General features: G+C 46.7%; 28 protein-coding genes and 1 pseudogene. 21 read left to right on the plus strand and 8 right to left on the minus strand.

Annotation, left to right across the window (positions count from 1 at the left end; all coding sequences use genetic code 11):
- Window positions 1-78: 78 nt before the first annotated feature.
- The 8 genes from FBF61_RS14245 to FBF61_RS14280 all read left to right on the plus strand — a co-directional run bounded on the left by FBF61_RS14245 (window position 79) and on the right by FBF61_RS14280 (window position 12045).
- Window positions 79-3165 (plus strand): SusC/RagA family TonB-linked outer membrane protein, encoded by a 3087-nt coding sequence (locus FBF61_RS14245; RefSeq protein WP_138478280.1) that lies wholly within the window; start codon window positions 79-81, stop codon window positions 3163-3165.
- Window positions 3166-3186: 21 nt separating this feature from the next.
- Window positions 3187-4902 (plus strand): RagB/SusD family nutrient uptake outer membrane protein, encoded by a 1716-nt coding sequence (locus FBF61_RS14250; RefSeq protein ID WP_138478282.1) that lies wholly within the window; start codon window positions 3187-3189, stop codon window positions 4900-4902.
- Between the two features lie 39 nt (window positions 4903-4941).
- The gene (locus FBF61_RS14255) at window positions 4942-6324 is read left to right on the plus strand and encodes a sugar porter family MFS transporter (RefSeq protein ID WP_138478284.1); all 1383 of its coding nucleotides are present in this window, start codon (window positions 4942-4944) and stop codon (window positions 6322-6324) included.
- Between the two features lie 21 nt (window positions 6325-6345).
- Window positions 6346-7818 (plus strand): glycoside hydrolase family protein, encoded by a 1473-nt coding sequence (locus tag FBF61_RS14260; RefSeq protein WP_138478286.1) that lies wholly within the window; start codon window positions 6346-6348, stop codon window positions 7816-7818.
- A gap of 18 nt (window positions 7819-7836) precedes the next feature.
- The gene (locus FBF61_RS14265) at window positions 7837-8808 is read left to right on the plus strand and encodes an ROK family protein (protein ID WP_138478288.1); all 972 of its coding nucleotides are present in this window, start codon (window positions 7837-7839) and stop codon (window positions 8806-8808) included.
- A 19-nt stretch (window positions 8809-8827) separates the two neighbouring features.
- Window positions 8828-10894, plus strand: coding sequence for a glycoside hydrolase family protein (locus tag FBF61_RS14270; protein WP_138478290.1), 2067 nt, complete (start codon window positions 8828-8830; stop codon window positions 10892-10894).
- 279 nt (window positions 10895-11173) lie between these two features.
- Entirely contained in the window at window positions 11174-11731 is a 558-nt protein-coding gene (locus FBF61_RS14275) for a hypothetical protein (protein WP_138478292.1), read from the plus strand.
- Window positions 11732-11733: 2 nt separating this feature from the next.
- Complete coding sequence (locus FBF61_RS14280) at window positions 11734-12045, plus strand: helix-turn-helix transcriptional regulator (RefSeq protein ID WP_166444529.1); 312 nt, start codon at window positions 11734-11736, stop codon at window positions 12043-12045.
- A gap of 12 nt (window positions 12046-12057) precedes the next feature.
- Here FBF61_RS14280 and FBF61_RS14285 read toward each other — a convergent pair whose 3' ends face one another.
- From FBF61_RS14285 to FBF61_RS14300, 4 genes and pseudogenes are all read right to left on the minus strand, one after another.
- The gene (locus tag FBF61_RS14285) at window positions 12058-12339 is read right to left on the minus strand and encodes a Txe/YoeB family addiction module toxin (protein WP_138478296.1); all 282 of its coding nucleotides are present in this window, start codon (window positions 12337-12339) and stop codon (window positions 12058-12060) included.
- On the minus strand, window positions 12321-12581 hold the full coding sequence (locus FBF61_RS14290; protein ID WP_138478298.1) for a type II toxin-antitoxin system Phd/YefM family antitoxin: 261 nt from the start codon (window positions 12579-12581) through the stop codon (window positions 12321-12323). Before FBF61_RS14290 ends, FBF61_RS14285 begins: the two co-directional genes overlap by 19 nt.
- 60 nt (window positions 12582-12641) lie before the next feature.
- Window positions 12642-12779 (minus strand): hypothetical protein, encoded by a 138-nt coding sequence (locus FBF61_RS35560; protein ID WP_374756615.1) that lies wholly within the window; start codon window positions 12777-12779, stop codon window positions 12642-12644.
- A gap of 53 nt (window positions 12780-12832) precedes the next feature.
- A pseudogene (locus FBF61_RS14300) lies at window positions 12833-13248 on the minus strand (XRE family transcriptional regulator); the annotation flags it as partial.
- A gap of 242 nt (window positions 13249-13490) precedes the next feature.
- Here FBF61_RS14300 and FBF61_RS14305 point away from each other — a divergent pair.
- Complete coding sequence (locus FBF61_RS14305) at window positions 13491-13835, plus strand: nuclear transport factor 2 family protein (protein WP_138478300.1); 345 nt, start codon at window positions 13491-13493, stop codon at window positions 13833-13835.
- 144 nt (window positions 13836-13979) lie between these two features.
- The gene (locus FBF61_RS34645; RefSeq protein WP_166444530.1) at window positions 13980-14153 is read left to right on the plus strand and encodes a VOC family protein; all 174 of its coding nucleotides are present in this window, start codon (window positions 13980-13982) and stop codon (window positions 14151-14153) included.
- Between the two features lie 13 nt (window positions 14154-14166).
- Here the strand turns inward: FBF61_RS34645 and FBF61_RS14310 are convergent, their stop codons facing one another.
- Complete coding sequence (locus FBF61_RS14310; protein WP_138478302.1) at window positions 14167-14388, minus strand: hypothetical protein; 222 nt, start codon at window positions 14386-14388, stop codon at window positions 14167-14169.
- Between the two features lie 85 nt (window positions 14389-14473).
- On the opposite strand from FBF61_RS14310, the gene FBF61_RS14315 reads away from it, so the two are divergent.
- From FBF61_RS14315 to FBF61_RS35090, 11 genes are all read left to right on the plus strand, one after another.
- A complete protein-coding gene (locus FBF61_RS14315; protein WP_138478304.1) occupies window positions 14474-15247 on the plus strand; it encodes an alpha/beta fold hydrolase in 774 nt (257 codons plus the stop codon).
- A gap of 28 nt (window positions 15248-15275) precedes the next feature.
- Window positions 15276-16094 (plus strand): alpha/beta fold hydrolase, encoded by an 819-nt coding sequence (locus FBF61_RS14320; protein WP_229215050.1) that lies wholly within the window; start codon window positions 15276-15278, stop codon window positions 16092-16094.
- A gap of 60 nt (window positions 16095-16154) precedes the next feature.
- Entirely contained in the window at window positions 16155-17018 is an 864-nt protein-coding gene (locus FBF61_RS14325) for an alpha/beta fold hydrolase (protein ID WP_138478308.1), read from the plus strand.
- Between the two features lie 24 nt (window positions 17019-17042).
- Window positions 17043-17630: a Crp/Fnr family transcriptional regulator gene (locus FBF61_RS14330; RefSeq protein WP_138478310.1), complete on the plus strand. Its 588-nt coding sequence runs from the start codon at window positions 17043-17045 to the stop codon at window positions 17628-17630.
- 78 nt (window positions 17631-17708) lie between these two features.
- On the plus strand, window positions 17709-17765 hold the full coding sequence (locus FBF61_RS35565; protein ID WP_374756619.1) for a thioredoxin domain-containing protein: 57 nt from the start codon (window positions 17709-17711) through the stop codon (window positions 17763-17765).
- Between the two features lie 239 nt (window positions 17766-18004).
- Window positions 18005-18187 (plus strand): hypothetical protein, encoded by a 183-nt coding sequence (locus tag FBF61_RS14340; protein WP_166444531.1) that lies wholly within the window; start codon window positions 18005-18007, stop codon window positions 18185-18187.
- A gap of 83 nt (window positions 18188-18270) precedes the next feature.
- Window positions 18271-19386: an alpha/beta hydrolase-fold protein gene (locus FBF61_RS14345; protein ID WP_138478314.1), complete on the plus strand. Its 1116-nt coding sequence runs from the start codon at window positions 18271-18273 to the stop codon at window positions 19384-19386.
- A 441-nt stretch (window positions 19387-19827) separates the two neighbouring features.
- Window positions 19828-20172: a DoxX family protein gene (locus FBF61_RS14350; protein ID WP_138478316.1), complete on the plus strand. Its 345-nt coding sequence runs from the start codon at window positions 19828-19830 to the stop codon at window positions 20170-20172.
- A 10-nt stretch (window positions 20173-20182) separates the two neighbouring features.
- Window positions 20183-21082, plus strand: a complete 900-nt coding sequence (locus FBF61_RS14355; RefSeq protein ID WP_138478318.1) for a helix-turn-helix domain-containing protein — start codon at window positions 20183-20185, stop codon at window positions 21080-21082.
- A gap of 7 nt (window positions 21083-21089) precedes the next feature.
- Window positions 21090-21413 (plus strand): (2Fe-2S)-binding protein, encoded by a 324-nt coding sequence (locus FBF61_RS35085; RefSeq protein ID WP_229215089.1) that lies wholly within the window; start codon window positions 21090-21092, stop codon window positions 21411-21413.
- A complete protein-coding gene (locus tag FBF61_RS35090) occupies window positions 21368-21505 on the plus strand; it encodes a 2Fe-2S iron-sulfur cluster-binding protein (RefSeq protein WP_229215084.1) in 138 nt (45 codons plus the stop codon). The genes FBF61_RS35085 and FBF61_RS35090 overlap by 46 nt, the downstream gene beginning before the upstream one ends.
- Here the strand turns inward: FBF61_RS35090 and FBF61_RS14365 are convergent.
- The 3 genes from FBF61_RS14365 to FBF61_RS14375 form a co-directional block, all read right to left on the minus strand.
- Window positions 21502-22737: an MFS transporter gene (locus FBF61_RS14365; protein WP_229215051.1), complete on the minus strand. Its 1236-nt coding sequence runs from the start codon at window positions 22735-22737 to the stop codon at window positions 21502-21504. The genes FBF61_RS35090 and FBF61_RS14365 overlap by 4 nt on opposite strands.
- A 19-nt stretch (window positions 22738-22756) precedes the next feature.
- On the minus strand, window positions 22757-23860 hold the full coding sequence (locus FBF61_RS14370) for a zinc-binding dehydrogenase (protein WP_138478320.1): 1104 nt from the start codon (window positions 23858-23860) through the stop codon (window positions 22757-22759).
- A 97-nt stretch (window positions 23861-23957) separates the two neighbouring features.
- Entirely contained in the window at window positions 23958-24650 is a 693-nt protein-coding gene (locus FBF61_RS14375) for a phosphonatase-like hydrolase (protein WP_229215052.1), read from the minus strand.
- Window positions 24651-24716: the final 66 nt, after the last annotated feature.

The following is a 24716-nucleotide window of genomic DNA, read 5'->3' on the forward strand; positions in this document are numbered from 1 at the left end:
AATGAATTTTTACGGGCACCTCCCTGACCATCTCCCGGAATAGCCCAGTCCTTAACCATTTCTTACCAAACGGATCATATGAAAATAACTTTAACAATCCATCTTCTCCTTTTATCTCTGGCAGTATTTGCTCAGAATAGGATAGTGACTGGCACCATAACCAGTATGGAACTACAAAGCCCGCTTGCGGGAGTGACTGTGATATCAGAGCAGGGATCGGCCATATCAGATCAAGATGGCCGGTTTTCAATCAGCGCGGCGGTGGGCGGAAGAATAACATTTTCTTTTGTGGGTATGAAAACGACCACCCTGGTGGTAAACAGTTCACCGGACCCTGTTACTGTTTCCATGGAGTATGAGACGCTTGGGCTGAACGAGGTCGTAGTTACTGGTTACCAGTCACAAAAAAAGGCAGACCTCACTGGAGCTGTCAGCGTCGTTAAAACCACCGATATCAAGGATGTCCCTTTGGGGAATCCCATGAAAGCATTGCAGGGGAGAATTCCAGGAGTTTACGTCACCACCAATGGTTCGCCGGGAGGTGGTGCAACAGTCAGAATACGCGGGATTGGTACGATCGGTAACAACAATCCCTTATATGTAATTGATGGAATGCCGACAGAACGCGGCTTGAACGAAATCAATCAGGCGGATATCGAAACCATGCAAGTGCTGAAAGATGCTTCATCGGCATCGATCTATGGATCGAGGGCGGCCAATGGGGTGATTATTATTACGACTAAAAAGGGGAAAAACGGCGTAACAAAAATCGATCTGAATACATCTTTTTCTCTCCAGCAGTATGTGTCCAAGATAAAAGTACTGAACACGGAGGAAAGGGGCCGGGCATACTGGCAGGCGGCAGTCAATGACGGGCCGGGAAATGATCCGAACAGCAACCAGACTTATCAGTATGATTGGAATGGCGATTATGCCAATCCCATCCTGAACCAGGTCATTCTTCCGGAGTTTGTGGATGCAGCCAAAACAATGCGGCCGGCCGACACGCGGTGGTTTGATGAAATATCTCAATTGTCGATGATCAAGAGTACAGACCTGACCTTGTCAACGGGAACCGAAAAAGGACAATCCCTTTTCTCGTTAAGCCATTATGATAATTCAGGAATCATACGCGGCTCCTCATTGAAACGTATAACGGCAAGGGTTAACTCGGAATACCGGCTTTTTAACAGCCGGTTGACAGTTGGCGAAAACCTTTCGGCAACATACAGCGTGGGTACGGCAGTGCCTGCGGAGAGTAGCGTGGACTTGTCTTTACTGGCACAACCGATCATCCCGGTGCACACGATTGACGGTGGTTGGGGAGGCCCGGGACCAGGGATGACCGACAGGCAAAACCCGGTAAGGTTGATCGAAGATAACCGCCAGAACAAATCCAATTTTTACAGGTTATTTGGAAACGCTTATGCGAATTTGAAAATTACTCCGGCTTTAACGGCAAGAACATCGATAGGAATTGATTACAATGGCACCTATTCACGTAACCTAAAGAAATCGTATGTGTCCGGATTTCTGGTTGATCCTGCAAACCGGGTGACCACTTCCCAGGATTACAGCGGCAACTGGGTATGGCAAAATACGCTGAATTACGATCAGACTTTTGGTAAACACGCATTCGATGCGATGGTTGGAAGTGAACAGATCAAATTCATTTCACAGACCTTCTTTGGGTCCAGAATGGGTTATTCGCTCGAAAATATTGATTATTCGTATCTCGACGCCGGCTCCACTACCAAGGACAACGGAGGGTCAGGAAGCGGTAATTCTCTATTATCATTTTTCGGAAAATTGAACTATACCTACAATGACAGGTATCTGGCGTCTGCAACGGTCAGAAGGGACGGGTCTTCCCGATTTGGATCTGAGAACCGGTATGGTGTATTTCCTGCGTTTTCGGTAGGCTGGCGTTTAAGCGAAGAGGATTTTATCAAGCAGAACATCCCGGCCATTTCAGACTTGAAGTTCCGGTATGGTTGGGGTAAAAATGGAAATCAGGCACTGCCCAACAATGCTATATATAATCTCTATTCGGCTATTTATGGTACCGACAATACATTCGACAGAGATCGAGGAAGTGCTTACGATATCACCGGATCAAACACAGGTCAGCTGCCATCCGGTTTCACAAAGACACAGCGGGGGAATAGCGCATTAAAATGGGAGTCAACCGTACAATCTAATTTCGGGCTTGATTTTGGATTATTTGACCAAAAAATTTCGGGTTCGCTGGACTATTTTATCAAGAACACAAGCGACATTTTGCTGACACCTCCAAACCTTGCCGTGATCGGGGAAGGAGGGGACCCGACGGTCAACGGTGCTTCCATGCGAAACAAGGGTTTTGAGGCCATTGTAAATTATGATGGAAAAGTGGGAGAAGAATTTACATTCACCATATCGGCCAATGTAGCTACCTACCGTAACAAAATTACCGAGCTTCCGGCAAATTCATTGACCGCTTTTCCAGGTAATGGCAATGATAAGGTGATTATCAACAGATCTATCAATAGTTATTATGGATATGTTGCAGACGGACTTTTTCAAAACCAGGAGGAGGTGGACGCCCATGCAACCCAGAATGGAAAGGGCGTCGGGCGGATCCGGTATAAAGATGTGAATGGTGATGGAAAGATAACCGGTGACGACAGGGACTATATTGGTATCAGCGATCCCGATTTCACCTATGGTATTAATGTGAATGGTAGTTACAGGAAACTTGATATCAGCTTCTTTTTTCAGGGTGTGCAGGGTGTAAGTGTCAATAACCAGAGTAAGATTTACACGGATTTTTCTTCTCTCTGGCCGGGTACCAACTGGGGGGCAAGAACTAAGGATGCCTGGACACCCCAGAATACGAAGTCGACCATTCCTGCCCTGACACTTGTAAACAGAAATCAGGAGGAACAGTTTTCCACTTATTATCTGGAACCCGGCTCTTATCTGCGGCTGCGAAACGCACAGATCGGTTATGATCTGAGCAGTCTTGCAAATAAGATCAGGATCAAGCGGGCCAGGATATATGTGCAGGGAAGCAATATTTTCACGATCAAAAGCGGAAAATATACCGGGCCGGATCCGGAGGCGCCGAATGCCACATTCCCGATCCCGACCATCTACACCCTGGGATTAAACATCACTCTTTAAGACTTTCTAACAAAGACAGCAATGAAAAAACTCAGATATATAGTGCTGGCGATGACAGGTTTTTGCCTGTCCTGCTCAGACGCACTGGACCAAAATCCGCAGGGTGTCATTTCCGGAGATGAATTGAATTCACCTGCTAATGTCGAAAAAATGGTAATTGCGGCGTATTCCGGACTTGGAAATGACGATATACATACCTCTTATTCCTTGTGGCCATGGGGAAGCATGCGTAGCGGCGACGCTTATAAAGGAGGCGATAGTCCCGGCGACAATACCAACTGGCATAACTACGAAATATTTACTGGTAACAGGCCTGAAAGCGGAAATACAGATAAGATGTGGTATTTTCTGTATGTAAGCATATCCAGGGCCAATGACGCTTTGAGGAGAATAAACGCATTGGAAGAATCTGCCTTTCCCAATAAAAAAACGAGGCAGGCGGAAGTTCGGTTTATACGGGCACATTTCTACTTTTTATTGAAAGTATTATATAAATATGTACCTTATATCGACGAAACAATTCCTGAAACCAGTTATGCGGAAGTATCTAATAAAGATTTGAACAATGACGAGTTATGGAATAAAATCGCGGAGGATTTCCGGTTTGGAATCGAAAATCTTCCTGTTTCCCAGCCAGAGATCGGGCGCGTCAACAAGCAGGCGGCCATGGCTTATCTTGCAAAAACGCTATTATACAAGGCATATAAGCAAGATGAGAACAACAATGTGACAACCGTTGATCCGGCAGAATTGCAAGAGGTGATTTCTCTTTGCGATATGGTTACGGCGTCGGGGAAATACAGTTTGAATGCAGATTTTGCCAACAATTTTCTCACCCAGTTTGACAATGCGCCTGAATCTGTTTTTTCTGTTCAGTATTCAAAAGAGGACGGTACGCCAAAAGGCAGGCTGAACATGGGTGTGGCTTTGAATTACCCGATGAATAAAGAATTCGGATGCTGTGGTTTTCATCTTCCCAGCCAGAACCTGGTCAATGCTTTTAAAACTGACAATGCTGGTTTACCTATGTTTGCTACATTCAACAATACAGATGCGAAGGAAGGGGACGATTTCAAAGTAAACAGTTTTGACCCCCGCCTCGATCATACGGTGGCCATTCCCGGACATCCCTATAAATACAGCACAAATTTTATTTATGAAAAAACCTGGGCAAGGGCGCCGCAGGTGTACGGCTATTTTTCGACGCTGAAAGAAACCGTCGCGCCCGACGATCCGTCTTTCCAGAAGGTTCCCCCGTTCATGTCGAGTTCCAAGAACTTCCAGGTGATCCGCTATGCGGACGTGTTGTTGTGGAAGGCCGAAGCACTGATCAAACTGGATAAAATTAACGAGGCTTTGCCTATTATTAATTCGATCAGACAACGCGCTGCTGCAAGCACCGCCAGGCTCAAATATGCGAATGGTACTTTTGTTTCCAACTACAAGATGGATGTCTACAAACCGGGAGTAAACTGTACGTGGACCAAAGACTTTGCGTGGCAGGCGCTTGTTTGGGAACGCCGTCTTGAATTTGCAATGGAAGGTTCCCGTTTTTTCGATCTGGTACGGTGGGGTATTGCGGCTGAATATCTAAATAAATACTTTACGGAAGAGTCCTCCAAACGGGTCTATCTGAAAGATGCCAGGTTTCAGAAGAACAGGGACGAATACCTTCCGATTCCGTTGGCGCAGTTAAATTACAGTCGCGGCTTATACAAGCAGAATGTCGGCTGGTAACGCCGATCACTTCAATTGATTCACAATAACACCGGTTCAATGAAAAAGGAAAGAATAAGACCAAATGTCTTGATGATCGCCCTGGTTGCTGCCACGGGGGGCCTGTTGTTCGGTTTTGATACGGGTGTTATATCCGGGGCACTGCCGTTTCTCAAACAATACTGGCAGCTGAGCGATGCCAGTATTGAATGGGTCACAACTACTGTTCTGATCGGGGCAGTGGTTGGGGCAGTAGGCAGCGGAAAACTTTCTGATATCATCGGACGGAAAAACATGATCATCGTCAATGCGGTCATTTTCTCGCTCGGTGCGGTCGGGTGTGCATTTGCTCCAACCGTCACGGTTTTGATCATTATGAGATTGCTGATTGGCGTTGCCATCGGCATTACATCCTATGTGGTGCCGATGTACATCGCCGAAATCTCTCCAACCAGGGTCCGGGGCGCCCTGGTTACGCTGAACCAACTCATGATTACCATCGGGATCCTGGTTTCATACATTACTGATTACGCATTATCGGATGATAGCAACAATGAAAGTTGGCGGTGGATGTTTCTGGTTGGACTCGTGCCGGCACTGATCCTGCTTGTCGGCATGTTTTTCCTCCCCGAAACGCCACGCTGGCTGATCAGCAGAAACCGGCTGGAAGATGGTATTAAGGTTCTGAAAAAAGTGGAAGATCCTGACTTGCTTGAAAAAACACTGGAAAATATCAAACAGGAGGTACATCAGGAATCAGAAAATCACACCAGCGTGATGGAAGTGTTCAAGCCCTGGCTTAGAGCCCCGCTGATCATTACAGTGGGGATATTCTTTTTTCAGCAGCTGTCCGGTGTAAACACCATCATTTATTATTCTCCTATCATCTTTAAAATGGCAGGTATAGTCAGTAATACAGAATCCATTATACCAGCCATCATTATCGGAGTGGTCAATGTATTAGCCTGCCTGCTGTCTGTATTTCTTTTGGACAGGATCGGGCGGAGGAAGTTGTACATGATCGGGATTGGCGGTATGATCCCCTCATTAATCCTGCTGGGAGCTTGTTTTCATTTCAAAGAAGCCCTGGGAGCCAGTTTGCCGGCTTTTGCGGTGCTGAGTATTGTGGCATACATCATCTTTATCGCCATCAGTCTCGCTCCGCTGGGCTGGCTGCTGATCTCTGAAGTATTTCCATTGAATGTGCGGGGAGTAGGCATGAGTATCGGCTCGCTGGCCCACTGGGGTTTTAATGCAGTCATTGCATTCACATTTTTAAAACTGGTAAACTCGCTCGGCATCGACATCACATTTTGGTGCTATGCATTCATTTGTGTTATCGGGGCGGCCTGGGGATATTATTACATTCCCGAGACAAAAGGCAAATCACTGGAAGACATCGAAGCGTTCTGGCGGAAAGGTGGCAAACCAGGGGACCTTTAATCCAATTAAACAAAATCAAACATGAGAAAATACTTATTACTGGGTATACTGACTAGCTGGTACCATACTTCTGATGCCCAGTTAGGGACAAAATACGACCCTTCCGTTCAAGCGACTACGAACATTCAGTATTCTAAACCAAAAGGAGATCTTTTTGTAGGCGATTGTATGCCATTTTTCCGTAATGGGACCTATTACAATTACTGGCTTTTAGATTCGGCGCACCATGCAAGTTTAAATGGTTTAGGCGGGCACCAGTGGGCTCTGAGCACGACAACGGATCTGAAAACATGGAAGCATTACCCGGTCGTTCTGGGCATTGACGAGGAGTGGGAAAAGTCGATCTGTACGGGATCCATCGTTTTTTACAAAGACAAGTTTTACGCCTTTTATGCAACACGGCTTGTCGATAAGGATGGAAAAACGAACGAGCAGCTAAGCTATGCCATCAGTTCGGACGGTATCCATTTCGAGAAACAAAAGCCAAACCCTTTTTACACCTCGGCTCCGGGTTACAGCAAGCGTGATTTCCGGGACCCGAAAGTGTTTGTGGACGAAAAAACCGGAGAGTTTCATTTATTCGTTTCGAGCTGGCAGGAAAATCCTGTGATGCAGCACGCCGGCGGAGCGTTGGTACATTTGACCTCCAAAGATTTAAAAACCTGGACCGTACTTGACCCTATATTAACCGGGCAGCCCACCATACCTGAGTGTCCCGACTATTTCTTCTGGAAAGGATGGTACTATTTGCTGTACAGCGACATCAGTGATACGTATTATGTCAAATCCAGAAATCCCTACGGCCCCTGGGAAGCGCCCCGTTATCAGGCTTTATTCGAATCATGGGCGAATGTTGTCAAGACGGCGTCATTCCACAATGACCGGCGTATTTCGTCAGCCTGGGTTCCTGGAAGACGAGGGAACAAGGATAGCGAATGGCAGGTATTTGGGGGTAATCACATCTTCCGGGAGGTCACACAGGAAGCGGATGGTACGCTCAATACCCGGTTCCCGCAGGAAATGATACCTGCGACAGGCAAACCGCTTGACGTAAAAATCAATCCAGATCTGCTTGCGACCCAGTTGGGTAAATCAGGGGTGGGTATTGATGCACCCGGTGGCGTAGGTGCAGCGCATATTGAAAACATACCTATGAAGTGCCGCATTACCATGGAAATAGAACCGTCGGGGCCATTTGAGGAATACGGATTTTACATCAGGTCAGACGCAAAAGCCGACAAAGGTTATAAGGTTAATTTCTCTGCCCATAATAAGATTGTATCTCTTGGAAATGCAGATATGAAAGCCGTCGACGGTTTGGACAAAACCATAAAAATTGATTTGATTCTCAATGACGACATTGTCGATATGGACATTAACAATAAAAGATGTATTGTCAACCGCATGACAGAACAAAAGGGAGATTATTTCTGGCTGTACGCCAAACATGGAAACATCAAATTTAAATCGATCAAAATCAGTCCTCTTTTGTAGGAAATAAATGGAACAGTCATGTTATTAGGAATAGATATCGGCGGCACTAAATGTGCTTTGGTCATTGGGAATTTAAATGATAAAACAGAAATTGATATTATTGATAAAAGAGTTCTTTCCACAGACAGGCCGGTATATGAAATGATAGAACTGATCTTTCAGACAGCAGAAATTCTGTTGGCTGAAAATCACTCTTCAACGGACCAGCTGAGTGGCATTGGGATAAGTTGCGGAGGCCCGTTGAGCAGTAAAAAAGGACTGATATTGTCTCCACCTAATCTGCCCGGATGGAATGAGGTGCCGATTGTCGAAATGGCCACGCAGCGTTTTAACACAACAGTCACTTTACAGAATGACGCAAATGCTTGTGCGATTGCCGAATGGAAGTACGGCGCTGGCAGAGGCTTCGAAAATGTAATCTTCCTGACATTTGGTACGGGAATGGGCGCGGGGCTGATATTGAACGGAAGCCTCTACTCCGGCACCTCCGACTTTGCCGGGGAGGTAGGGCATCTTCGTTTGTCGGAAATGGGGCCGGTAGGTTTTGGAAAATCCGGATCATTTGAGGGCTGGGCAAGCGGCGGCGGTATTGCCCAACTGGCACAGATCAAGGTCCGTGAACGTCTGCAGGTAGGAGAGCAAATTTCTTTTTGTAACAGCCTCGATGATTTGCCGAAACTTACTGCCAAAACGGTAGCCGAAGCCGCCCACAGCGGGGACGAACTGGCTATCGATATTTATAATACCTGCGCTGAATATTTGGGGCGGGGGCTATCATTGCTGATCGACATCCTGAACCCGGAAGTCATTATCATCGGCAGTATTTATGGCCGGGCCAGATCATTGCTGGATAAGCGAATGATGCAGGTGATCGAACGCGAAGCTTACATCGGCGCGCGGGAAGTCTGCAAAATTGTCCCCGCCGGATTAGGCGAAAATATTGGCGATCTGGCAGCCCTGAGTTTGGCGGTCGTGAGCAAGTATGACTGATAACCCTTAATAATAATCAATGAAAAAGAAATTAGCCTATCGGCCCCTGGCCATATTCGCGATTGTAGCCAGCCTGTTTTTTTTGGGGTGTGCCGTAAAACGGGAGCCCGTTCAACTTTTATTAAAATCGTCTCCCTGGCAATTTTCGGAGGGTTCCGCGATGAGCACGCTATTGCCTGAAAGGTCAACCGGAACCGTTAAAGCCCCGTTCGACAGCAGCAGTTTTACCATTAAAATGAGGGTTAACCTCAAATTGGAAAAAGCCACGAAAACGCTTCTGGAGATACCCGGTGTACTGCGCGTCACTACCTCCCAGCATGATGTGAAAGATCGGAAACATCAAAACTATCCTGCTTATCCGATGCCTGACGGTTCTGTTCCTGTACTCGAAGCTGCTCTCCGGCTTTACCCGCCGGGAGAACCTCAGGGCGCCCGTGATATGTCCGTGGGTATCCCCCTGGGAATGCTCGGGAAGCCTGAGGGAGAACATGAAATTGTGCTACATTTTTCCGGTATCCGATGGACATTATACGTAGATGGTGAACTTCTTGATAACGACTTCGCCTTAGGCTATCCAAAATGGGGGCAACAGAGCACCTGGGAAATAAATCCCTCGACTGTTGGGAAGGCCGAGATTTACCTGCCGGGAATAGAGCCACAGCCGGTAGCTTTGCCAAAGCCCCGTGTACAGAATGAGATTCAATACTGGACCCCGGCAGGGCACAACTCCTGGGTCGGAGATGTGGCGACTTTCTATCATCAGGGTCGTTACCATATATTCTATCTGTTTGATCGCCGGGGCCATGCCAGTAAGTTTGGAAAAGGCGGACATTACTTTGAGCACCTTTCAACATCCGACTTTAAAACGTGGACCGAACATGAGGCTGCAACACCTATAGAAGAGCAATGGGAAACATTCGGAACAGGTACGCCTTTTCGGTTCAATAACAAACTTTCTCTTAGCTACGGCCTGCATACGACAAGGATTTACCCAAAAGAGCAAACCACTCTTCCGTTGCAATGGGACTACTACAACAAACATGGCGTCACAGGATCATTCCGATATGATACGCTTTCCAGCTATCCGGCCGGATCCACTTACTCCGTGAGCGAAGATGGCATCAGCAGTTTCAAAAAAACAAAAATCTTATTTCATCCTTGTGAAAATCCAAGTGTATATACCGATCCCGAGAAAAGATTGCGGATGTTAGCGAACTATGGCGCAAAAGGAACCTGGGAGTCCAAATCCATTGATGGAGGCTGGCGTTCTGTTAATCCCAATTTCCCGCCCGGTGGCGACTGCACATTCTTCTTCCGCTGGGGAAACTTTGATTATGTTATCGGTGGTTTCACGGGCTTCTGGTCAAAACCTGCAAATGCGACGGACGACAAATTTGAAGACGGTGTTAAAAAAGGGCTGGACTTTTACAATGGCATGAATGTGCCGGCTGTCACCGAAATCGATCACGGTCGTTTCTTACTGGCCGGATGGATTCCCATGGCGGGCTGGGGAGGTTCGCTGACCATTCATGAAATGGTTCAGTCGCCCGATGGCAGGATCGGGACAAAGTGGATGGACGAAATAATCCCTGCAACCCAAAAAGAAAGGACACTGGTAAAGGAAATCAGAGAAAACACATCTTTTGAAACCGGAACATCGTCCTTCCTGCTCACCTTTGACGTTGAACCAGGCACCGATCCGGCTGGAAAACTGGGGGCACTTTTTCTGAACGGGGACGGTGAAAATCAGGCGTGTGAAGTTCAGATCAACCCACAATTAAAACGGGCACAGTATGGGAAAGGTCAGCTAAATGATTTTTCAGAGGCCGAAAAATCATTGCGTGAGGGAGGTTCTACAAGCGGCGCACGTAATTACGCTATTGAGAATCTGGCCAATACGGAAAAGCCTTTTACCGTTCGCATCGTCGTCAAGCACGACAATAAATTCGGTGGTTCACAGATTGACACAGAAATTGCCGGTCAACGCACGATGATCTCCTACCGCCCGGATTTGAAAGTGGAAAAAATCCTTTTCCGATCGACACAAACCGGAATCAAGAATGTCAGGATAGCGGCGTTAAGATGACATGCGGGTTAATTCCGCGTTTCTGAACTGAAAGTCTGTAAATCAATGATTTGCAGGCTTTTTTTGTTTTTGTTATTAGCAACCTTTTTAGTTTGGAATGCATAGGCTTTCCCGTCCTTAATAAGAACATTCCACCTGATCGACGGTGCTATTCGATTGGTAAAACGCATCAAATAATAAGGTTATAATCTGATTTTAACAAAATTTGGCTAGCTTTGAAAACTAGTACTTGTTAATCTGTACACACATTATCGACCCGCAAACGAGCGGGGAGTATCGATGAGAATTGTTGAGCTTACACGCATTGTTCCCGAGACGCTTTGGGCGGCGCGGTTTGAAGGAAATGAAGAAAATGAATTTGACCGCACATTCAACTGCTGGGACAATCCGGAGTATTTGGATGCATTTTTTACTACGCACGAGCAGGATCTTGTAAATGACTTTTACGGCTATTGCTCAGTGAGCCAGGCTGTTTCGATTACAATGTCTGAAGCAGATGCATTTGAAAAACAACTATTGAGCGTAGCACAAGGACAGGATTTAGAAAAGAGACTGGGAGATATTTTCAGGCCGCTAGACAAAACTGCGAGAATCAAAATCGTGAATGAAAAGAGCAAAGCCTATGGAACGGGCGCAAAATCATGGCTCCGAATTTATGCTGTTAGACTTAACTACGACTTTTTTATAATATCAGGTAGCGCCATCAAACTGACAAGAACGATGAATGGGCGTGATCATTTGCAGGAAGAACTCAAAAAGCTGAATGTGCTCGTGAAATTTTTGAAAGAACTGAATATTGAAACCGTGGAAGATTGGGGATACATTGATTTTGAATGACTATGCAAACGAGAGAAGATATATTACAAAAATTGGAGTCTGTCACCGCTGCCGAATCCAGCAAATGGAAAGAGCGCGCAGCCCGCAAAGCCGAAAATCCGAAGGCGCTTGAAAAGTCGAGGATTATTGCGATTAATATTCTTGCCCAATTGCGAAAACTTGGAATGAGTCAAAAGGATTTAGCGGAGAAATTGCATGTGACGCCTCAGACTGTGAATTCCTGGGTGAAAGGGAATAGCAATTTCACGATTGAGACGATTGTAAGGATCGAGGAGGTTTTGGGGGTGGAGCTGATTGGGGTTAGGGTGGGGTGATTTAAATCCCAACTACTTATCGTCATAATGCCCTTTCGCAGCAATTACAAACACAGTAACAGTTTCTTCAATGATCTGGTAAACAAGGCGATGCTTCTTATCAATGCGCCGCGACCATAGTCCGCAAAGATTATTTTTGAGTTGCTCAGGCTTGCCGATTCCACTGTAAGGATTTTCACCAAGCTCCTCAAAGATGCGTTCGATGCGCTTTACGAGTGACTTGCCGCAGGATTTATGTAAAAATGAAAGGTCTTTTTTTGCTCTGTCGGAAAAGGTTACAGAATATCTCCCCATATGTTTTTGAGATCGCGAATGGAAGTCACTCTTCCAGCCTTCACGTCTTCAATACCTTCTTTAATGGCATTTAATACTTGCGGGTCCGAAAAAAAGACATCAGTTTCAGTACTTTCATCAATTGGCGTGAGTAAAACTGACTTCTTATTCTTTCCCCGGTGAATAATCACCCGTTCCTTCTCGGCAAGGTCCAGATAATCCTTCTGTTTGCCACGAAATTCCCTGGCTGATATGATTCTCATGGGTGTACGAATTTGTGTACACGAAGATAGGGAAATTTTAGGTTGTGTGAAAGTCGGTACCTAGCTAAAAATGGATGCTCGCTTTGATGATGATACCACGTAATTTGTGCAAGTGCCGCTTGCACAAAATGCCCGGTCAGGATATGCGGTAGCAAATTGACGCATGTATTTCAGATTTCTGGGCGAAAGTCCCTGCATATCAGTAAATTCCTTTCGAAGGTCAGAGGCCAGCTGATCAATGATTTTTGCGCCCCAATCAACCGCTCCAAACGCCCATCATCTCATCCTTCTCTTTCAACATACGCTCATACAATCCAATCTTTTCCTCATGAAGCTGAATAATTTCTTCAATAGGATTTAAATAAATGTTACCCTGATTAAAGGAGTTGTCATTTGCATGATCATTGTAAGTATTCGTAATAATATTAATCGCCTGATCTTCGTCAAAATTCCGAATCGGCTCAGCCGGTATTTTCAATATCGCCGCAACCTGCTCCGGAATATCAGAATCGATTTTTTCTCTTTGTTCAAGTAGCGAAATCTTTTGCTGGTTCCAGTCCTCGCCGAGTTCGAAAGCCTATGCATCTTGTTTGATTGCGATCACCTCCCTTAATTTCTTTAAGTTACGGCCTTCGTGGATCTTTGGATTGGAGGTAGTATGTGCCATGTGGAAAGGGTGTTTGGTTAAAAAAAGCAATTAAGATAAATCTCCCGGGAAGTGCCCGGATATCTAACATGCTTTGCAATGTATGTTACCGGGAGGAGGTGTTGGGTACTGCTCGCGCAATGCCAAGTGGCGAGACCCGGCACAGTAATTTCTGCAGGGAAATTCTAAATGTTTGATCAAAACGAACTCATCGATGGCACTTTGGATCGTTCGGGAAATAACAGACAAAACCAAATGTAGAAATGAACAATAAGCAAATATTGGAAACAGCCAATGCCGCAATAACGCAGGGTGACTATGAAGGATTCTTGGCGTACTGTACGGATGATACGGTGTGGACATTTGTAGGCGAGCAGATTTTGCAGGGAAAAGAAGCTGTCAGACAGTACATGGCTGCGACCTATCTGGAGCCGCCGAAATTTATGGTCAAAAACTTGATTGCAGATGGAGACTTTGTCACCGCGCTCGGCGAAATTGCCTTGAAGGATGCACATGGAGAGGTGTCTGGCTATACATACTGCGATGTTTGGCGATTTCGCGATGGTAAGATGGCTGAATTAACGGCTTTCGTAATCGAAAGCAAATAAGTAGCCGGACAACTTTTAAAAATGGAATAAGTGGAATTCTTTGAAAATCCCTGCTTAAAAACGCGGAAAAGGTTTATCACATAATTCGGGAACTACATGAATAAAGCTCTTATTACAGGATAGCGCCGTTCTTTATTGTAAGAGATGTTCCAGTTGCACGTCCCTGACCCTGATGGGCTCGCTAAGGAATTCGAGGCACGGGGGATTGCATTTTTTACAACGATCAGCGGAAATGAGAACGGTGATGATGGCTTGCGCGGATTCGAGCTCATGGATGCCGATGGATATATTCTATTTTTTGGCAGACTTGATAAATAAGTCTGCGATCTGGTTACCAGTGGCCGGAGAAATATCTGATTACTTCGGGATTAGATTCATCAGCTCCATGGCTATACGGATGAGCATTAACCGAAATTAGTCTCACCGGGAAGTGCGTCTGTTCCTGCACCTCAGTTGGAATTTTCCACGCGCCGAGGTAACGGAGCAAACCCTCGATGTTGCCTATTGTAATGGAAAGTATGTCCAGGTCGTCGTCACCAACGGACTCATCCACACTTCCATCAACGCATTACTTGCCACAGGACAAGTGTAGCCCATTTTATTAGCCATTCCTTTGCATAGTACTAAACAATCATGTTATGCAAAGCAAAGGCAATATCCAAGAAATGAGTCAAGGCCACGGGGCTTTGAAAGGGAATAACACAATAGTAATCGTCCACGGAGCATGGTCATCTGCGAATGACTGGCACAACACGGCCGAACTTCTCCGCCCGGTTGGAAACAATGTAATTACGGTGAATCTGCCTGGTCATGGAAGTGATGACACGCCGGTTTTGAGCATCAGCCTGCAACTATATGTTGATCAGGTTGTAAAGGCAATCGGCTCAGAAAAAGACATCACGCTTGTCGGCCATAGTTTTAGCGGTATCGTTGTCAGGGCAGTTGCCGAGTTGATTGCACCTCAGATCAAAAGGATCATATATGTCGCAGCTTTTGTGCCACAAAATGGCGACAGTCTGTTATCTATCGCCCAAACTGACCCAAAAAGCCTGATTGGAAAGAATCTGATCATTGACGAAAAGGCAGGAGTGGTAGGAATAGTAAAGGATGCTGTCGCCGAGGTTTTTATGGCCGATGCTCCCGCACACGTGGCAAAATATGTGGCCGATCACCTCAGAGCTGAGCCTTTGGCACCACTTGGCACACCAGTCAAACTTACGGATGCCATTCCGGGCAATACCAAAGAGGTATATGTCCATACCGAAAATGACCGGACTGTCAGTTATTCGCTTCAACGCAGGATGGTTCAAAATGCGGGTATTTCGAAGAGGTACATGCTCCCGTCCAGTCACACCCCATTCATTGTGTACGCGCCAATTTTGTCGGCGATCATCGCTTTCGAATCCCTATAAATGTCTCAAAACTTTAAAAATATCAATCGTGAAAAATCTTAGATTAATCCAGTTCCTGTTCGTAGCTTTTGTCATTCTGGTCAGCTCTTGCACAGAAGACCATCCACAGCCTCTAGAGGCCAAAGAATACGTGCTCGTACATGGGGCGTGGCAGGCACCTTACGCCTGGGAATCGGTAAAAAAGGGCCTTGAAGGCCAGGGTGACAAAGTCACCGTTGTGGAGTTGCCCGGCCATGGAAGCGACCAAACTACCCCGGACAAAATAACGCTGGACGTTTATAAAGAGAAGGTAATTGCCTCCCTTTCCGGGGTTAGTGGTAAAGCAATTTTGGTCGGCCATAGTCTTGGTGGGATGATCATATCGTCGGTGGCGGAAGCGGTGCCTGAAAAAGTCGGGAAACTGATCTACGTAGCTGCCTATTTACCCGCTTCCGGCCAGACCCTGGATGAACTTGCACACACCGATCCTGACTCGCAGTTAGGCATTTCTGGCAACCTCATATTCAACTATGCCGGCGGTACAGTGGATGTCAAGCAGGATCAGATTGTGAACCTGTTTATCCAGCATGGTACTCCCGATATCCAAAACCTGGTGTTGAAAAATTATCGCACCGAACCGCTCATTCCGTTCATCAATCCGGTCACGCTGACCGAAAAGAATTTTGGATCAGTTCCAAAGGCCTATATCAAAACGCTGCAAGACCATGTTGTCTCGCCATCCTTACAAACCAAAATGATCGCAGCCGGTGGCGTGGGGGCCGTTTACGAGATCAATACCGGACATAGCCCGTTTCTTTCGCAACCAGACTCACTGGCAGCGTTGCTGGTACAAGCATCAAACAATTAACATCAGCGATCATTTTTAATACAAGCTATAAAACCAATTAAAACATTAAGATCGGAATTCATGGAAACCTTCGAAAATTTTCAGTCCCAAAATGCATTCACGCATCAGACTGCGCCGACAAAGACGATTGACATTAACGGGACGGACTTTACCTACCGATCATTTGGCAGAGAAGACGGCATACCCGTCGTCTTCTTACAGCACTTCACGGGAAACATGGACAACTGGGACCCGGAAGTAGTCAACGCCATCGCTAGTTACCATCCGGTGGTGCTATTCAATAACCGAGGAGTGGGAAGCTCGCAAGGGTCTGCTCCGGACAACGTGCCCGATATGGCAAAAGATGCCGTCGACTTTATACATGCCCTGGGTTATGCCAAAGTCCACCTTTTGGGTTTTTCACTTGGGGGCTTCATCGCGCAATGGATCGCGGTCCACGTCCCCGAGCTTGTAGAAAAGCTTATTTTGGCGGGGACAGGGCCGCAAGGGGGTAAGGCTATCGCACAGCTGGAAAACCACCTGCAACAGTCATTCGTCGACGGTCCGGATCGCGTGCTGATCAATTTATTCTTTGAAAAAACGCCGACAAGCATCAGGGCCGGTGAGGCCTTCCTGGCCCGGCTGGCAGAGCGGGAAAGCGACCGGGATTTGCCCAGCAGTGACGAAACGATTGGAAACCAGGCCAAAGCGATCATTGGATATGGATCTTCAAGAGGGGAGGACGACAACCTGGCGGCCATCCGGCAACCCGTGCTGATTGTCAATGGAAACAAGGACATCATGGTGGATTCCATCAATTCTTATACGATGGTCCAGAAAATCCCTAATGCCAAATTAGTAATCTGGAGCGATTCGGGACACGGCGGTCTGTTCCAGTACAGCAAGGACTTTGCGAAGGAAGTAAATACCTTTTTATTAAATTAACCCCATACATAGCAACCCAGTCACATGGACAAGCAAGGATTGAAAAACTACATTATAAGAAATCTGCCGTTCCCGGAAAAAACGCTGGATCAGGTGGTTGAATATTTCGAGCAGCTCCGTTTTGCCAAGGACGAATTTTTCCTGAAGGAAGGGACGGTCAACGATCGCTACTTTTTTTTGCAGACCGGCTTCATGCGTGCCTTCACCTTCGACATGGATGGAAATGAAATCACGACCAATTTCTACCAGCGCGACAGCGTCGTGTTTGAGGTGTCTTCTTTTTATTTAAAGACAAGGTCCACCGAAAATATACAGGCAGTGACAGATTGCGTGGGCTTTTCGATCAGTTACGACCAGTTAAATGTCCTCCTGCATGATGTGCCCGAATTCAGGGCCTATGGTGTAGCCATGCTGGCGAAGGAATATGTAATGTTCAAAAAAAGGGCTTTGGACCTGATCAATCTGAGCGGGGAAGCTAGATATGAAAACCTGATGGCGTCCAGTAAAGAAATTTTTCAGCACGCCCAGCTGAAACAGATCGCTTCCTACCTGAATGTTACCGACACCTCCCTGAGCCGGATCAGGCGCGAATTTTCAAGGAAGAAGATCTGATCGCCTGGGCATAGCTGCTTCTTCAATTAGCTTGGACCGTAATCCTATCGAGCTTTCCTCATTCAGAGGCGATGCGTTTTGGTTGACTTTTGGGCCATGTGGTGTGGGCCGTGTCGGGAAGAAATCGGCAGATGAACTGTCACCCGGTCAAGCGAGCCCAGAAAAGTACATTGATGGTCTTTCAAATCGATCAGGGTTTCTTTGTATTCGATATACGAGCCCAGCTGTACGTGCTTTTAAAACGCTTTCTCAAAACCGGAACAAATAAATGCAAGGCCCACATTTACCTGGTTAAGTAGATTTGCTCGTCAAATAGCTTGATTAAAGTGGGACGACCTATTCAAATAGCCCGAAACCAGTTGATTCAGCGATCAATGCACCCGAAGGAGGCGGATATAAAGGGTATTACAGCTTTGAACGGGAAAAAATGTGGCATCCCGAAATCCCGGAATCCGAGCTTGCTTTCGCTGATTATCCCGGCGCAATCAAACCTGACTTTAAAGCTGACCGCCGCTGGAAGTAACGGAACCCATGGTATTCCGGAATACGGGCGCTAACTCACGCGACTTCCTGACTTGCCTGGCAGAAGTCTTGTCTTTGGTAACTATATATTTTCAAGATGTATTTAACTAAAAAACACATGAAAAAACAATGTTTAACCTTACTTGTGACAGCTTCGCTAACGATCGGTGCTACCTGGGCACAGGTGGACATGCCCGCTGTCAAGGACGACTTTAAGCCTTCGGAACTCAATCAGCCGGGCCAGGAATATCCTCAGGTGAATTCGCAGGGATATGCCCGTTTCCGGATCAAGGCGCCGCAGGCTGATAGTGTGAGGGTCAGTCTTGGATTGGGCGGAAGGGGAGGAACCAGACTCACCAGGGACGCGGAAGGTTTTTTTACCGGAACCACCGAAGGGCCACTGGACGAAGGTTTTCATTATTATCACCTGAATGTCGATGGCGGAACGTTTAATGATCCGGGTACACTGAACTATTATGGCTCCGTTCGCTGGGAAAGCGGTATTGAAATCCCGGCTCACGATCAGGACTTTTATCAGCTGAAAAATGTACCTCACGGCCATGTGCAACAGGTATTGTTTCCATCCAAAAGCACAGGCACTTCCCGCCGTGCATTTGTGTATACCCCGCCGGGCTATGAAAAGGGAAGCAAACGCTACCCGGTGCTGTATTTGCAGCACGGATGGGGAGAAGACGAAACGGCATGGAGCAACCAGGGTCGCGCGAATCTGATTATGGACAACCTGATTGCCGATGGCAAAATTGAGCCGTTCATCATCGTGATGACGTATGGAATGACCAACGAGGTAAAATTCGGAAAGATCAGGGAATTCAGGATCGAACCCTTCCAGGCCGTACTGGTCGACGAGCTCATTCCGTATGTGGACGCTACTTTCAGAACATTAGCCAGCCGGGACAAACGCGCCATGGCAGGTCTTTCCATGGGAGGAATGGAAACCCGGATGATTACGGTCAACAAACCAGACGTTTTTGGCTATTACGCACTGCTCAGCGGTGGCGTGTATTCACCCGAGGATCTCAAAGATAAAACCAAACCTAAGCTTGTTTTCCTCAGTGCCGGCAGCAAAGAGAAACCCGACGGTGTGAGGAATGCGGCTACTGCGCTTAAAGCGGCCGGATATAATGCGGTTTCATACGTTTCCGAGGGCACGGCGCATGAGTTTCTTACCTGGCGCCGCAGCCTGTATCAGATGGCACCGCTGCTCTTTAAATAAATTATCGACTTGAAAAATAAATGCACGGCCGGTAACCGCTTCCGACCGTGCATGAACGGCCGGACCATCCTCAAACGAAGTTGAATTGGAGCGGATAGGTCGTTCACTGTCCAGCATGATACCTTTGGTGGGCAGTTCAATGCTTCATTTTAAAAAAAGGGCTCCGCGATAAACGCCTCACTTGTGGTCATGCGCACCTGGGAAACCATGATTTCAGACATGGCGTAATCCGGCACGCGGATACCTACCTGATTTCCGATAATACCTGCGCGGTTGACCGGGTTATCGTACTTTCGACTACATCAAAATGCGTTTCGGCTACACCTGATTTTTATTCCCGATGTAATTTTACATAAACGAAAACAGGATAAAAATGAAGCAAAAAAGCAGCATGAAGAAGAGCCGCTTTTTTATTATTAATGGTATTTAAAAACCTTTTCAATGAAAATCGTAAGTATCATACTCATTCTGGCCTCCGCCTTTCTGAGCATCAAACATGGCTGGGATGCCTTTCAGCCGCCAAGTCCGGAGCAGGCAAAAATGATGGGTAACCTGGGCGTTACCGAGTCTGTCATGCCATATTTCGGCGTGTTTTCAATCATCATTGGCTTGATGTTGTTATTTCCGCAAACCTTTTTTCTGGCCAATGTGCTGAATGCCGTCACCATTGTTCTGATCATGGCTTTGTCTTTACGGGCGGGCGACTTTAAAACCGCCTTGATGGAAATCCCTTTCCTGGCTTTGCCGTTGCTATTGATCTGGTTCAAATATCCTTTCAAATTCTAAATTAAGTACGATGAACGCACCGATTAGAATTAGCTCTATCTCTCAGGCGTGCAAAATGCAGGGGTTGGGTCCGCCCCCGCACCCCATGATCAGCATTATCGAATGTAGCCAGCTGAAAGAAAGTCCCGGTATAAGCGTCATCCTGGATTTTTATATGGTTTCGATCAAACGAAATTGTAATAACCTGATGTACGGGCAGCAGAAATACGATTTTGACGAGGGCTTTATGGCTTTTATGGGACCTAACCAGATTTTAAGCGGGCAGAAGCATGAGCCCGGATATGAGCCCCAGGGATGGATGCTTTCTGTACACCCCGATTTCTTCTGGGGAACGCCGCTTGCGAGAAAAATCAAGCAGTATGAATTTTTTAATTATTCGGCAAATGAAGCCTTGTTTTTATCAGACAAGGAGGAAAAGGTGATGAATGACATCGTTGCCAATATCAGACACGAATGCAACGGGAATATCGATGGTTTTACACAAAATATCATCATATCGCATTTAGAAACCCTGCTCAATTATTCCGAACGCTTCTACCAGCGACAGTTCATTACCCGCAAGATCACCAATCACCAGATTCTTGACCGCCTGAATGAGTTATTGATCAAGTATTTTGATAGTGATGACCTGGTGAACAAAGGTTTGCCGACGGTGGAGTTTATTTCTGAGTCACTTCACGTGTCACCGGGCTACTTGAGGAGTTTGCTTAAAAATTTAACCGGACTGAGCACCCAGCAGCACATTCACGAAAAGCTGATTGATAAGGCCAAAGAAAAGCTATCCACCACCAGCTTGTCGGTCAGTGAAATTGCCTATGGGCTGGGCTTTGAACACCCGCAATCGTTCAACAAACTTTTTAAGACCAAAACCAAAGTTTCTCCTTTGGAATTCAGAGCTTCGTTCAACTGATGATTTTTTGGAAAACCTGAAAATAGCGCTCAGAATCAATGCCGCCAGCACATTTGAAGCGAACCAGGATATGCCTCTTATGTGGCTCATCAGGGACGAAGCGAAATTGAAAGAAACAAAGTTTGGGTGCGGTAAGGGGACATCCGGGGCTTGTTCTGTCCGTTTCGACGGGGAATTGGCGCGCTCATGCGTATACCTGCACAAATGGCTGATGGAAAAGAGGTTACTACCATTGAGGGTCTGTCGAAGGATCAGAATGAACTTCACTACGTACAGCAGACCTGGCTGGAAATGCAGGTGCCTCAATGCGGATATTGTCAGCCCGGATTGATGATGTCCGCCTGCCCCATGTGCCCAAAAATACCTCCGAAGCCATCTGCCTTCTATTGGCACTTTACTTTTTCGCCCAAGGGAGCTTACTAACGATATGCCATATACGCTTTTGGGTTTATGGTTGAAATGACCAGCGCCGAGAGCAGGCAAATCAAGGAGATCAGGAGAAAGATATGCGATGTACTTCCTGTGATATCGATCAGCTTTCCCAGAATAGGCTCTCCGAGTGCTGCGAACAGGTATCCGCTCATGTTCATGAGCCCTATCCCTGTTCCGGTACGGTTGTTGCCGAGCATTTCCGGACATAATGTCCAAAAGTTCGCCTGTGGACCGTAGACGAAAAACCCGGCTGCCAACATAACAACGGCTTGAAGCCCGGTGTTTTCCGCAGGTGCAACGAAGATAACAAGTGCCACCACCGCGCTGGCAAACATTCCAAACCGGATCGATGCAATGCGGTTACGGCGGAACAAGTTGTCGGACAGATTTCCGAACGTGACTGCACCTGCCGCCATTCCAACGGGCAAAAGAAATGTGACCCAAATGTTGTGCGCATTGTCCTTCCAATTTGTGCCCAGGTAGTGGACAGGTACCCAGAAAATGAAACCATATCGCGCCATACTTTCAAAAGCGAAGGCAAGGGTTACGATCACAAAGTTTTTGTTGCCCAATACCTCTTTGTATCTGGTTAGCCAATCACCCTGATCATCGGTTTTTGTCTCATGATCCAGATCTGTGTATCCCAGGTCCGAAGGGCGGTCTTTAACAAAAATCAGAAACAGCGTTGCGGTGACAAAGAGCAATAGAACCGGTAACCGGAAGAGCATCCTCCATTCCTGATCTTGTTTTAAAATCAATATCGATAAGAGATAAGTCACTACCGACGAAAGCCCCGCTGCCATGGTATAGAAGCCGAATGCTTTACCTTTCTCTTCATTGCCCCACCAGTTTGAAATGATTTTGCCCCCTGGCGCCCAGGCCATCGATTGGAAAAAACCATTCAGCGCCCACCATACCATCACCATTTCAATGGATGTTGCAAAGCTGACTGCCACATTAGCAGCGATCGATAGGTAGGCTCCCGCGGGGACCATGATTCTGGCACTAAACCGGTCGGCCAGGTTGCCGTTGACAAATTGTCCAATGGCGTAACCAATCAGCATCGCAAAGCTGATCCAGCCGATCGTTTCAAACGGCACATTGAATTCTGCCGCAATCCCATGCGCTGCCCAACCGAAATTATGTCTTCCTGTGTAAAAAAACAGGTAACACATCATCGTGAGCAGTAGCATTTTCCATTGCTGTTTTCTGAATGATGCCATTTGCTCTTTTAAGTTTTGTTCAATCAAAATAAATGCCCACCCTTAGCGGCTTGTGCTCGATAGCATATTCAAAGGCAGATTGCGCGTCTTTTAGCGGAAATGCTTTGCCTACTACGGTATTAAAGGGAAATCGGCCGTGGCACCTGCCAATAAAATCGACTGCATAAGCAAAATCCTGATAATTATAGTTGTGCAAACCTTTGATGGTAATGAGCTTCCTGACAACCTGTTCTGCATCAATACATACCTTCCGACTATTGAATACGGCGCCAACCCACACCGCAACCCCACCAATGCCAAGTGACTGGAGACCGGCCTCCATGGCGTCCGGGGCTCCGCTCATATCAAATACCACGTCAATGTCATCTGGTAATGCGTCTTGGTCAAAATCCTTTGAAAGCAGGTATGCCCGGTCAGCACCAAAGCCAAGAGATTGATCGAGGCGGTCCGGATTAATGTCGGCGGTAATAATCTGTGCCGCGCCGGCGTCCCGGCAAATGGAAGCACACACCACGCCCAGTAATCCCAGCCCGGTGATCAGCACCCGTTTTCCTTTGATGTCGCCTGCCAATCGCAAAGCACCTGAAACGGTTGCCACAGCGCAGTTAATTGTCGCAGCGGTATCGAGTGGTACTCCCGCGGGTATTTTCAAAACCACTGTGTTCTTTCTCAACACGCAGTACTCGGCCAAACCGCCGTGAAAAGAGTCTTCATCGGTAACTGTTGCATGACCGTATTTAAAAAGTCCGGATGCCTTTTGGGGCATTCCTCGACGGGCTTCTGCTGATTGAGGGTCTGAAGAAAAAATGCTCCAGGTGACCAGGTCGCCCTTTTGCAGCACATCACCGGCATAATCTGTTCCCGGATGCCTGTTGCCGATTTCAACCACTTCTCCCACAATCTCATGACCGAGGATTGTCGGAGTTTTCTCATGTCGCAGCCCACAAAAAGTATGCAGGTCGCTTCCGCATATCGTCGTGTAAAGGTTTTTTACCAAAATTTCGCCTGCTCCGGCAGATGGCATCTCTTTTTCAAGCAACTGCATATCTTCTCCTGCACGGTTAAATATCAAAAGGTTCGTTGTACTAGTCAATGTGATGTCAGATTGTGGTACAAATATCATTCATCTATTGTTTATTAATATTAAACAATAGTTTATCAAATTGTTAAGTCTGGTTCGCTTCCGCGGTAAAACCTTCTCGCATTTTGTTATGCATATGTCAGGCTGGCACCCCGCTGTTTTCCCGCTGGATAATGGGTATCAGGTCGATCAGATTATCGATGATATACTCCGGCTGCGCAGCCTGCAATTGGGCATAAGTTTGCGCTCCTGTGGTAATTCCGATATTCATGCGGCAACCGGCATTTTTGCCTTCCATGACATCAACTGCGGAGTCACCGATCTTGATAACCGATTCAGCGTCCCTGATTCCAAAGTGTTCCATTGCCAGCAGGATCATGTCTGGCTCTGGGCGGTTTTTAGACACGTCAGATGCTGTAACCAGCAGATCGTAGTCACTACCTATGTTCCAGCCAATCTTTTGAACCAGGCTTTCTGCGGTTTCCCTGTTGTAGCCGGTATTGAGCACGACCAGCACATCAATTTCTTTTAAAGTGCGGAACAGTGCGGTTGCATTGTCTTGCTCGGAAATGTCCTGCGTGCGGTAAGCATCATCCAGGAGTTGAAGAAACCTGGCGAAAATCTGTGCTGCCAGCTGCTCTTCTTCTACCTGCCTCAGGCGAAGAATGCTACGGATCGCTTCCAGCTTCTCTTTTCCCGCCCCGGCTTCAAGAACCTCGTCTAACGAGATATCAAACTCTGCCTCATTGATAGCACGTTGAAGGGTTTTATAAACCACATTGTTTTCATTGACCGTCGTGCCCGCCATGTCAAAAACAACCATTTTAATCATACATTCTTTTTTAGTGATGGATAATTTACAAAGTTCAGGAATAGGCAAATTGAGGTGTCAGGTAAT

Source organism: Dyadobacter bucti, from assembly GCF_005869225.1.
Taxonomy (GTDB): domain Bacteria; phylum Bacteroidota; class Bacteroidia; order Cytophagales; family Spirosomataceae; genus Dyadobacter; species Dyadobacter bucti.